Origin of the sequence: Streptomyces torulosus (assembly GCF_001419765.1) — a bacterium.
Classification (GTDB): domain Bacteria; phylum Actinomycetota; class Actinomycetes; order Streptomycetales; family Streptomycetaceae; genus Streptomyces; species Streptomyces torulosus.
This window is the reverse complement of sequence record NZ_LIRK01000428.1, coordinates 1-10,256: the sequence shown is the minus strand read 5'-3', so window position 1 is coordinate 10,256 and position 10,256 is coordinate 1. Positions and strand designations below refer to the sequence as shown.

Below are 10,256 nucleotides of genomic sequence, written 5' to 3'. Positions count from 1 at the left end.
GGGGGAGGCGGCCGACCGGGGTGCCGGCCCCCGGTCGGCCGCCTCCCCCGTCCGTCAGCCCTGGTCGGTGAGTTGGGCGCGGAAGCCGGGAGCGGTGCGCTGGATGTGCTGCTTCTTGTGGATGGGCTTGCCGAAGGACTTCACCTGCGGGATCGCGACCCAGAGGGTCTGCGCGTCGGAGCCCTTGACGCCGACGCGGGGGTTGTCCTTGATGGCGATGGCCGCGTTGACGTTGGTGACCTTGGCCTTGCCGGTGATCTTCTTCGGCCCCTGCCCGGCGGTCGGGTAGCTGATGGTGAGCGTCTCGCTGGTGACCGGGATACGGAAGATCTCCTGGGTCACGGTGAAGCTGACGGTCGTGGTGCGGTTCTTGTCCTTGCCGACCTTGGAGGTCGCCTTGGTGACGAACCGGACCTCCTTGTTGTACGGGTCGGTGATGCTGACCGGCTTGCCGATCGGTGCCGCCACCTTGCCGAGGAGCGCCTTGTGGATCCGGCGGTCCTGGAGGTCCTTCACGAAGACGGTCTGCTGCCCCCTGGTGAGCGCCAGGAACCTCTTCAGCGCCTTCCTCGCCTCGGGCGTGGACTGCGCCTTGAGGTACTTCGTGTACCCGGCGACGGTCAGCCTCGGCGCCATGGGCTCGGCCGGACCCTGCTCCACGGCCTGCGCGGCGGGCGCGAGTACGGCGAGACCGGCCACCGTGGCGACGGCGGCGGACGTCAGGCGACCTGTGGTGGAAGTGAACATGCGGGGCTCCCGTGACACGTGGCTGTTGGCTGCGCCAACGACCCTACGAACCGCGGAACTTGGCCGAAATTGTCTCTCCAGCCACCACCCGAAAGGGCACCTCCCGAAAGGCCACCCCGGAGGTACGGAACGGGAGGGCCGCCGGGCGGGTGCCGGCCCCGGCCGATGCCGTCAGCGGCGCCGGGCGGGTGGCCGACCCCCGCCGACGCCGTCCGCGGTGCCCGCCCCGACCGCCGGTGCGAACGGCACGCTGAGCCGCTCGCCGGTGGCCGGGGCGGGCCCGGCGTCACCTCAGGTGCCGGCCGAAGAAGCGGTTCCCGTCGTCGAGTTCGAACCACGGGGTGCCGGTGTGCCCGCCCAGGTTGGCGTGCAGCGTCTTCTCCCGGGAGCCGAAGGCGTCGAACAGGTCCAGGGCCCGCTGCCGGGGGTTCCCCTCGTCGTCCCACTGCAACAGGAGCAGCAGCGGAACGGTGACCCGCCGGGCCTCCTCGCGCTGGGCGCGGGGCACGTAACCCCCGGCGAAGCAGCAGGCCGCCGCGATGCGCGGCTCGGTCACCGCCAGCCGGATGCCGAGGGCCGTCCACCCCGAGTACCCGACCGGGCCGCCGATCTCGGGCAGCGCGAGGAGCGCGTCCAGGGTGGTCCGCCACTCCGGGACCGCGTTCTCGACCAGCGGGCCGACGAGGGACTCGAAGATCTCGTCGACCGGCTCGCCGGCCCGCATCGCCCGCCGCAGGTCGGCGCGAGCCTGCTCGTCGGCGGCGGAACGGGGCCGGTCACCGCACCCGGCGGCGTCGATGGTGGCCACCGCGTGGCCGTACGCGGCGGATTTCCGCGCCCGGGCCACCAGCCGGGCATCGCTCTTGGGCAGGCCGTTGTTGTGGGCCGTCAGGATCAGCGGGACCGGCGCGGCGGACCCGGGCGTCCACAGGGTCCCGGGGATCTCGCCGAGGAGGAACTCGCGTTCGAGGACACCGTCGTCGAGGCGCAGTTCGGAAGTGAATCGCATGGTCGTGCCTTTCGGGAGTGCGCGAGAACGGCGCTCCCGGACGACCTACCGCCCGACCGTGACCCCGGAGGGGAGCACCCATGTCGATACAACGCTCACGGGTACCACCTCCTCGTTCTCTCGCACGGCCTGCCGGGAAAGTAGCAGCGGCCGCCGCGGATCGCCAAAGGGTTTTCACCGCCGTCCCCTGAAAAGGCCTGCCTCAGGAGGGTGTTGGAGATCTCGGCCGAGGCGCTGAGGTTCCGCCCTTATGGACATCGCGCTGCGTGAGTGTGAATGGGAATATGAGCCACGTCAATAGATATCGAACGATGTTCGGCGAGCCGAACGTACGCTGACCTGGCTTGACGGATCACGACGTCACTCTCCGTCCCTCTTGTCGTCACAGTGGCCGGCTTTCTTTTTCCGGCGTCTTGACACCCTATTGCGCCGCCTATAGCGTCTGGCCGAATTTCCGGATGGCATTCTAAATATCGAACATTGGTCATCGGTCGTCGCTCTGCGCACCTCTCCGGCCCGTGCGGGCGACGCATGCTCAAGTGCGCGGCGCGCACGCCTTGTCGGTGGTCCGACGGTCGGGACCGTGGCTGCCGCACCCGGCGCGCACGCGGCTGCGGCGAGGTTCACGAACCCGCAAGGAAAGACAGGAAACGCGCATGCGCCCACTCCTCTCCCGGCTGGCGACGATATTGGTCGCCGCCTGTCTGCTCTTCACGTCCCAAGCCCTGACCACGCCGCAGCGGGCAGCCGCCGCCGATCCGGGCTACCTGATGGTGCACTTCACCGGGGAGGGGGCGACCGGTCAGCAGCTGTACCTCTCGCACAGCACGGACGGCCTGCACTGGAACGACCTCAACGGAGGAGCGCCGATCCTCAACTCCAAGATCGGCACGAAGGGGGTGCGCGACCCCGCACTGGTGCGTTCCCCCGACGGCAGCAAGTACTGGATCATCGCGACCGACCTGTGCATCCGCTGCGGGTCGACGTACACCAACGGCAGCCCCAACTTCGTGGTGTGGGAGTCGACCGACCTGGTGACCTGGTCGAAGCCGTGGCTGCTCGGCGCCGCCGGACTGATCCCCGGCGGAAAGAACGCGTGGGCGCCGGAGGCGATCTGGAACCCCGAGACCAACGACTACGTCCTGTACTGGGCGACGAACGCCTCGGTGAACGGCATCTTCAAGTACCGCATCTACTCCGCCCGCACCAAGGACTTCCGCACCATCACCACCCCGCAGATCTGGATCGACCCGCCCGGCAGCACCCCGGTCGTCGACACCCAGATGACCGAGGTGCCCGCCGGTAGCGGCCCCTACCGCTACCTGAGGGCCTCCGGCGACGGCCAGAACAGCATCGAGGGCAGCAACTCGATCCTGGGGACGTGGACCAACCTCGGCAACCTCTCCAGCATCGGCCTCACCGGCAACGTGGTCGAAGGCCCGGTCTGGATGAAGTTCAGGGACCGCGACGAGTGGGCCCTCTACATCGACCACAACAACGCGCAGGGCGTACGCGAGTACCGGCCGATCCTGACGACGAATCCGTTCGACGTCAGCACCTACCGGCTTCAGCCGACGACCAGCTACGACATGGGCGGCACCGCCAAGCGCCACGGCGCGATCGTGACCCTCACGGCCGCCGAGGAGAGCCGCGTGCTCTCCCGCTGGCCCAACAGCCCCGCGCAGCGGCTCCAGTCGTACAACTTCCAGGACCGGTACGTGCGCCAGATCGACTTCGACGTGCGCATCGACCCCAACGTCAGCCCCGTCGAGGACTCCCAGTTCCGGATCAGGCCCGGCCTGGCGGGCACCGGCACCGTCTCCTTCGAGTCGGTGAACTACCCCGGCTACTTCCTCCGCCACGCCGGCTACGACTTCCAGCTCGCCCTCAACGACGGCAGCAGCCAGTTCGCCGCGGACGCCACCTTCCGCAAGGTCGCCGGCCTCGCCGACTCCACCTGGTCGTCGTTCCAGTCGTACAACTTCCCCGACCGCTACATCCGCCACTACGCCTACCAGCTGCGCCTCGACCCGATCACCACCGCGACAGCCCGCAGTGACGCCACCTTCCGTGTGACGAACTGACCCGCGTCGCCAAGGGTGCCGGCGCCTCCAGGTCGGCGCCGGCACGGAGGCGTCCCCCCCCCACACGTCCGCACGGCCGAACAGCAGGGATACGTCCGCTCACCCTCTCCCCTGCCTGGTGAAGGAGTCCTTCATGATCAAGCCACCGTGGATACGCGGCGTCAGACGCGCGCTGCTCGCGGCCGGTGCCACCGCCGCGCTCGCCGCCGGTCTGCTCACCGCCACAGCCACCACCTCGCAGGCCGCCACCCAGGGGCCGTGCGACATCTACGCCGCGGGCGGCACCCCCTGCGTCGCCGCCCACAGCACCACCCGCGCCCTGTACGGGACGTACAACGGCCCGCTGTACCAGGTCAAGCGCGCCTCCGACGACACGACCAAGGACATCGGCCCGCTGACCGCCGGAGGTGTCGCCGACGCCGCGCAGCAGGACTCCTTCTGCGCGAACACCAGCTGCGTCATCAGCGTCATCTACGACCAGTCCGGCAAGGGCAACAAGCTCACCCAGGCGCTCAAGGGCTACTGGCCCGGTCCGGCCGAGGGCGGGAACGACAACCTGGCCAACGCCTTCGAGGCGCCGATCACGGTCGGCGGCCACAAGGCGTACGGCGTCTATGTCGCCCCCGGCACCGGCTACCGCAACAACAACACCAACGGCATCGCCACCGGCGACCAGCCCGAGGGCATGTACGCGATCTTCGACGGCACCCACTACAACGCCGGTTGCTGCTTCGACTACGGCAACGCCGAGACGACCGGCAACGACGACGGCAACGGCACCATGGAGGCCATCTACTTCGGCAACAGCAAGGGCTGGGGCTCCGGCAGCGGACCCGGCCCCTGGATCATGGCCGACCTGGAGAACGGCCTGTTCTCCGGGGTCAACCGCGGCTTCAACGCGGGCGACCCGACCATCAACCACCGCTTCACGACCGCCATCGTCAAGGGCGGCCCGAACCACTGGGCCATCCGCGGCGGCAACGCCCAATCGGGCGGCCTGTCCACCTTCTACGACGGCGTGCGCCCCAACGCCCCCGGCTACAACCCGATGAAGAAGCAGGGCGCGATCATCCTCGGCATCGGCGGCGACAACAGCAACACCGGCCAAGGCACGTTCTACGAGGGCGTCATGACCCAGGGCTACCCCTCGACCGCCACCGAGGACGCCGTCCAGGCCAACATCACCGCCGCCGGCTACGACAGCGGCTCGACCAGCACCGGCTCACTGACCCCCGGCTCCCGGATCTCCCTGAAGGCCACCACCTCACCCTGCTGCACCACGCACTACCTGCGCCACAACGACACCGACACCAAGGTCGTCATCTCCAGCATCACCTCCTCCAGCCCGGCCACCGACAAGGCCGACGCCACCTGGATCGTCCGCGCCGGACTGGCCAACACCTCCTGCCTGTCCTTCGAGTCCGTCGACAAGCCGGGCCAGTTCCTGCGCCACGCCAACTACCAGCTCTACCTGAACACCGACAGCGGCGGCAGTTCGTTCGCGAAGGACGCCACCTTCTGCCCCACCGCGGGCAACAGCGGCGTCGGCACGTCCTTCCAGTCGGTCAACTTCCCGACGAAGTACATCCGCCACTACAACTACACGGCCTACGTGGCCAGTAACGGCGGCACCAACGCCTGGGACAACACGCGAGCGTGGGCCCAGGACACCAGCTGGCTCACCGCGGCTCCCTGGAGCTGACGAGGGACCGGACCCGTGGGCGGCTCCAGGCCGGGGCCGCCCACGGTTCTTGATCCGCCCGCACCTTCCCTACGCCCCGGAGGCACCAGATGAGCGCAACACCCCTTCCCTCGCGCCGGCTCTTCCTCGGCATGGCCGCGGCCGTGCCGCTGTCCACCACCGGCGTGCTGACCCTCGGCAGCCAGTCGGCGAGCGCCGCGACGACCTCCCCGTTCGTCATGGCCTACTTCACCCAGTCACCGAGAAACCTCGGCACGGACTACGGCCTGCACCTCGCCGTCAGCACCGACGCGCTGCAGTGGATGCCGCTGAACCAGAACAACCCCGTCGTGACCCCGACCGCGGGCGACGGCGGTCTGCGCGACCCCTTCATCCTGCCCAAGCAGGACGGCACCTTCGTCGTCATGGCGACCAATCTGAAGGGAACCGACTGGACCAAGAAGACCCCGTACATCCACGTCTGGGACTCCGCCGACCTGCGCTCCTTCGACAACTACCGCCTGCTGAAGCTGCACGACATGGCCACCCACACCTGGGCGCCCGAAGCCTTCTGGGACCCCTCCCGTGGCCAGTACGCCCTCCTCTACTCGGCCGTCAACAGCAGCGGACACAACGTGATCATGGTGAACTACACCACGGACTTCCAGACGGTGACGGCACCGCAGGTCTTCTTCGACCCGGGCTACGACATCATCGACGGCACCCTGGCCAAGGACGTGAACGGTGTCAACTACCTGTACTACAAGGGCCGCAACAGCCTGGTGGGGGCGAGGTCCACCTCCCTCGCCCCCGGCAGCTTCACCCAGTTCACCTCGGGTTTGGCGCCGCAGGGAGGCATCGAGGGCCCGATCCTCGCCGAGGCCTCCGGCACCTGGTACCTGTGGGGCGACGCCAACGCGCTCTTCTACACCTGGCAGACCAACGACCTCTCCACCGGCACCTGGACCGCCACCGACCGGCGCGTCTACACCCAGCCGCTGAACTCCAAGCACGCCGACATCAAGCCGATCCCCCAGACGGTGTACGACAACATGATCGCCAAGTGGGGAAGGCCTGCCTGGAACCGGCTGAAGTCCTACAACTTCCCCGACAGATACTGGCGGCAGGTCGATTCCCTCGGCCGCATCGACCCGTACCCGTTCGACCCCTACACCGACTCGCAGTGGAAGCTGGTGCCGGGGCTGGCCGACTCCTCCGGCGTCTCCTTCCAGTCCGCCAACCAGCCGACCCGTTATCTGCGGCACTCCTACTACCAGCTGCGACTGGACGCCAACGACGGCACCACGAGGTTCGCCCAGGACGCCACCTTCCACCGGACCGCCGGGCTCGCCGACCCCTCCTGGTCGTCGTTCCGCTCCCACAGCCACCCGGACCGCTACATCCGGCACTTCAACTACGCGCTGCGCATCGACCCGATCACCACCGCCACCGGCAGAGCCGACGCCACGTTCTCCGTCTGGTACTGAGGCCACACGCCCGCAACGCGCCCCCTCCGAGTGCGCCCGGATCGTGGTGGTTCGGGGGATGTCGATCTCTTCGCTTGGGCAGCTCTCGGGGAGGGAGACCGACAGGTCGGGGGAGGGGGACTCATGTGGGTGGCGTTGGCGATTCTCGGGGTGCTGCTCGTGTTCAACGGTGAGGTGCGGGTGCTCGCGGTCGCCGCCGCGGTGCTCCTGCTCTGGCTGGGCCACAAGCGCAGCAACATGCTGATGACGGCGGCCGGGGCGGGGGCTCTCGCCCTGCTGTGGTTCGTGGCGTTCTAGGGCCCGTCCGCGAGGCCCCGCCCGCCCCGGGCCGCCGTCCGGCACGCCTCCGCGTACGCCCGGACCAGGGGGCGTCGGGCGTCGTCCTTGCGCCAGGCCAGGACGTAGCGGCTCGGGGGGACACCCCGCACGGGGCGGGTCGTGACGCCGCCCAGGGTGAGGAGGGGCACGTTGCCCGCGGCGACGAGGCAGACGCCCAGGCCGGCGAGCAGGGCCTCGTACGTCTCCTCCGTGCCGGCGATCTCCGCGCCGATACGGGGCGGACGGCCGTCGCGGGCCTCCAGGGCGAGCCAGTGGTCCCGCAGAGGGCCGGCGCTCTCGGGCAGCGCCAGGAACGGCTCGTCCAGGAGGTCGGCGAAGTCGATCTCGGCGCGGGCGGCGAGGGGGTGCGTGTCCGGGAGTGCCACCCGCACGGGTTCCTCGGCGATCACCGTCCACGCGTAACGGTCCTGGTCGGGGACGGGCAGCCAGATGAACGCCACGTCCGCCTCGCCGTCCGCCAGACCCGCCGTCGGGTCCGCCCAGTTCACCTGGCGCAGCCGGATCACGGCCTCCGGACGGGCCGCCGTGAAACGGGACCGGACGGCGGGGAGCAGACCGCCGCGGCCGGGGCTCGTGCTCATCCCCACCACCAGCGTGCTCCGCTGCGCCGTGCGCACCTCCTCGACCGCCGTCGCGCCCTCCTCCCACGCCTCCAACACCCGCCGCGCGTACGGCAGGAGGGCCTCGCCCGCCGGAGTGAGCGCCGCTCCCTGCCGTTCACGCCGGAACAGCTCCACTCCCAGCTGGCGCTCCAGCGCGCGGATCTGCTTGCTCAGCGCCGGCTGGGAGACGTAGAGGCGCTCGGCGGCGCGGGTGAAGTGCAGCTCCTCGGCGACGGTGACGAAGTACCGCAGATCCCGGCCGTGTACGTCCGTGGTCATAACCATCGGTTATCACCGAAGGTCTTGGACGCACAACCACCCCACGCCGCAGGCTTGTCGACGTCGGGAACGACGACCGGATCCGCTCGGGGCCGGTCGGCACGGGTGGACGGGAGTCGTCATGAACAAGGTGTGGCTGGTGACCGGGGCGAGCAGCGGTTTCGGGCGGGCGATCGCCGAGGCGGCGCTGGCGGACGGGGACGTGGTGATCGGCGCGGCCCGGCGCACCGGCGCGCTGGACGACCTGGTGGCCGCGCACCCCGACCAGATGGAGACCCTGGCCCTCGACGTCACCGACACGGGTGCGGCGGAGGCCGCAGTACAGGACGTGCTGACACGGCACGGGCGGATCGACGTGCTGGTCAACAACGCGGGGCGGACCCATGTGGGGGCCTTCGAGGAGACCACGGACGCGGAACTGCGGGCACTGTTCGACCTGCATGTGTTCGGGCCGGCCGCGTTGGCGCGCGCCGTGCTGCCGTCCATGCGGGACCGGCGGTCGGGGGCCGTCGTGCAGATGAGCAGCGTGGGCGGCCAGGGGTCCTTCGCCGGGTTCTCCGCGTACAGCGGGACGAAGTTCGCGCTGGAGGGCATGTCCGAGGCGCTCGCGGACGAGGTGGCGGAGTTCGGGATCAAGGTGCTGATCGTCGAGCCGGGGGCGTTCCGCACGGCACTGTTCGAGAACGGCCGGGCGGGCGTGAGCGCGGAGAGCGGGGTGTACGGGAAGGTCGACGCGACCAGGGGGTTCGTGGCGGGCGGGGACGGTACGCAGCCCGGGGACCCCGCCAAGGCGGCGGCGCTGATCCTGGCCGCGCTGGAGGCCGAGCGCACCCCGCTGCGCCTGCCGCTCGGCGACGACAGCGTGACCACGATCCTGGAGCACCTGGAAGGGGTGCGCGAGGAGGTCCTCACCTGGGAGAAGCGGACCCGGGCGACGGCGTTCGACGCGTGAGCGTGAGCGTGAGCGGGCGCGGGGGCCTCAGTCCGTCGCGGGGCGCAGCCGCTCGTAGCAGTCGTAGTTGCGCTGGGCGGTGATCTTTCCGTCGCGGAACTCGAGGAACGTCGCGATGTGGGCGCGCAGCACCTGCCCCCCGGCCAGGTCGCCGACGGGTACGGCCGGGGTGCCGGACCAGCTGACCTCCAGGGCGACCTGGGTACCGGAGGCGACCGCGTTGATCACTTCGAAGCGCTGGTCGGCGAGCATGGACCGACCCTGCCGCGACGCGGCGATCAGGTCGGGCAGCCGGCGGACGGTGCCGTCCGGGAAGAGGGCGTTGGGCAACTGCGTGTGGACCGCGTCCGAGTGGAAGAAGGCGGCGAGTTCCTCGTCCGGGGCGAAGCGGGACACCGCCTGGTGGTAGCGGACGGCGGTACGGACATCGGGGTGCTCAGAGAACTCCGGCATATCCACAACCTTAGTTGCACAACCATGGTTGCACAATTGGGGTTGTCCAATGGGAGAGTGGGCCCATGCAGCAGCAGCCACTCGACCCCCACGACCTCGACACCGGCACCCTCGCCCTCTTCGCCGGCCTCGCCGCCGCCTCCACCGTCCAGGACGAACTCGCCGCCCTCGGCTTCCCCGACCTGCGCATGTCCCACGGCTACGTCTTCCAGCACCTCCTCCACACCCGGCCCACCATCGGCGACCTCGCCGAGAAGCTCGACATGACCCAGCAGGGCGCCTCCAAGGCGGTCGCCGAACTGGAGCGCCTCGGCTACGCCGAACGCCTGCCCGACCCCCAGGACGCCCGCGTCCGGCGCGTCACGCTCACGCCGCGCGGCCACGAAGCCGTCGCCGCCGCCCGCCGTGCGCGGGCGGCGCTGGAGGAGCGCCTCCGGCAGCGCTTCGGCGCCCCGGCCCTCGATGCCACGCGCGCCCTGCTCGCCGACCTCCTCGACACCCTCGGGGGCACCGCGGCCGTCCAGCGCCGCGAGGTCAGGCCGCCCCGCTGACTCCGTGGCCGTGCCCCTTCAGCCCCCCGCCACCCCCGACTTCAGCCCCGCCCCGCACAACGGGACCACCGC

General features: G+C 70.1%; 10 protein-coding genes. 6 read left to right on the top strand and 4 right to left on the bottom strand.

From position 1 onward, the window contains the following. Positions 1-54 precede the first annotated feature (54 nt). Complete coding sequence (locus tag AOK23_RS27745; RefSeq protein ID WP_055715355.1) at positions 55-747, bottom strand: hypothetical protein; 693 nt, start codon at positions 745-747, stop codon at positions 55-57. Between the two features lie 286 nt (positions 748-1,033). Then, on the bottom strand, positions 1,034-1,756 hold the full coding sequence (locus AOK23_RS27740) for a dienelactone hydrolase family protein (RefSeq protein ID WP_055715354.1): 723 nt from the start codon (positions 1,754-1,756) through the stop codon (positions 1,034-1,036). Positions 1,757-2,412: 656 nt separating this feature from the next. Here AOK23_RS27740 and AOK23_RS27735 point away from each other — a divergent pair. The 4 genes from AOK23_RS27735 (at position 2,413) to AOK23_RS48610 (ending at position 7,305) form a co-directional block, all read left to right on the top strand. After that, positions 2,413-3,840, top strand: coding sequence for a glycoside hydrolase family 43 protein (locus AOK23_RS27735; RefSeq protein WP_055715353.1), 1,428 nt, complete (start codon positions 2,413-2,415; stop codon positions 3,838-3,840). Between the two features lie 133 nt (positions 3,841-3,973). Beyond that, positions 3,974-5,542 (top strand): alpha-L-arabinofuranosidase B, encoded by a 1,569-nt coding sequence (locus AOK23_RS27730; protein WP_055715352.1) that lies wholly within the window; start codon positions 3,974-3,976, stop codon positions 5,540-5,542. An 89-nt stretch (positions 5,543-5,631) separates the two neighbouring features. Next, positions 5,632-7,008, top strand: a complete 1,377-nt coding sequence (locus AOK23_RS27725) for a glycoside hydrolase family 43 protein (RefSeq protein WP_055715351.1) — start codon at positions 5,632-5,634, stop codon at positions 7,006-7,008. A gap of 123 nt (positions 7,009-7,131) precedes the next feature. Beyond that, on the top strand, positions 7,132-7,305 hold the full coding sequence (locus AOK23_RS48610) for a hypothetical protein (protein ID WP_167738777.1): 174 nt from the start codon (positions 7,132-7,134) through the stop codon (positions 7,303-7,305). Here the strand turns inward: AOK23_RS48610 and AOK23_RS27720 are convergent. Further along, positions 7,302-8,234, bottom strand: coding sequence for a LysR family transcriptional regulator (locus AOK23_RS27720; protein ID WP_079049734.1), 933 nt, complete (start codon positions 8,232-8,234; stop codon positions 7,302-7,304). The genes AOK23_RS48610 and AOK23_RS27720 overlap by 4 nt on opposite strands. Before the next feature lie 115 nt (positions 8,235-8,349). Between AOK23_RS27720 and AOK23_RS27715 the strand changes: the two genes are divergently transcribed. Beyond that, entirely contained in the window at positions 8,350-9,180 is an 831-nt protein-coding gene (locus AOK23_RS27715) for an SDR family NAD(P)-dependent oxidoreductase (protein ID WP_055715349.1), read from the top strand. A gap of 27 nt (positions 9,181-9,207) precedes the next feature. Here AOK23_RS27715 and AOK23_RS27710 read toward each other — a convergent pair whose 3' ends face one another. Beyond that, positions 9,208-9,633 carry a nuclear transport factor 2 family protein gene (locus AOK23_RS27710; RefSeq protein ID WP_055715348.1) on the bottom strand — a complete coding sequence of 142 codons (426 nt, stop codon included), beginning with the start codon at positions 9,631-9,633 and terminating at the stop codon, positions 9,208-9,210. A gap of 65 nt (positions 9,634-9,698) precedes the next feature. Between AOK23_RS27710 and AOK23_RS27705 the strand changes: the two genes are divergently transcribed. Further along, positions 9,699-10,184: a MarR family winged helix-turn-helix transcriptional regulator gene (locus tag AOK23_RS27705; RefSeq protein ID WP_055715347.1), complete on the top strand. Its 486-nt coding sequence runs from the start codon at positions 9,699-9,701 to the stop codon at positions 10,182-10,184. The last annotated feature ends 72 nt before the right edge of the window (positions 10,185-10,256 follow it).

Coding starts and splice junctions, on each gene's coding strand:
- AOK23_RS27745 (WP_055715355.1), bottom strand. CDS start 747: ATGTTCACTTCCACCACAGGTCGCCTGACGTCCGCCGCCGTCGCCACG.
- AOK23_RS27740 (WP_055715354.1), bottom strand. CDS start 1,756: ATGCGATTCACTTCCGAACTGCGCCTCGACGACGGTGTCCTCGAACGC.
- AOK23_RS27735 (WP_055715353.1), top strand. CDS start 2,413: ATGCGCCCACTCCTCTCCCGGCTGGCGACGATATTGGTCGCCGCCTGT.
- AOK23_RS27730 (WP_055715352.1), top strand. CDS start 3,974: ATGATCAAGCCACCGTGGATACGCGGCGTCAGACGCGCGCTGCTCGCG.
- AOK23_RS27725 (WP_055715351.1), top strand. CDS start 5,632: ATGAGCGCAACACCCCTTCCCTCGCGCCGGCTCTTCCTCGGCATGGCC.
- AOK23_RS48610 (WP_167738777.1), top strand. CDS start 7,132: ATGTGGGTGGCGTTGGCGATTCTCGGGGTGCTGCTCGTGTTCAACGGT.
- AOK23_RS27720 (WP_079049734.1), bottom strand. CDS start 8,234: ATGGTTATGACCACGGACGTACACGGCCGGGATCTGCGGTACTTCGTC.
- AOK23_RS27715 (WP_055715349.1), top strand. CDS start 8,350: ATGAACAAGGTGTGGCTGGTGACCGGGGCGAGCAGCGGTTTCGGGCGG.
- AOK23_RS27710 (WP_055715348.1), bottom strand. CDS start 9,633: ATGCCGGAGTTCTCTGAGCACCCCGATGTCCGTACCGCCGTCCGCTAC.
- AOK23_RS27705 (WP_055715347.1), top strand. CDS start 9,699: ATGCAGCAGCAGCCACTCGACCCCCACGACCTCGACACCGGCACCCTC.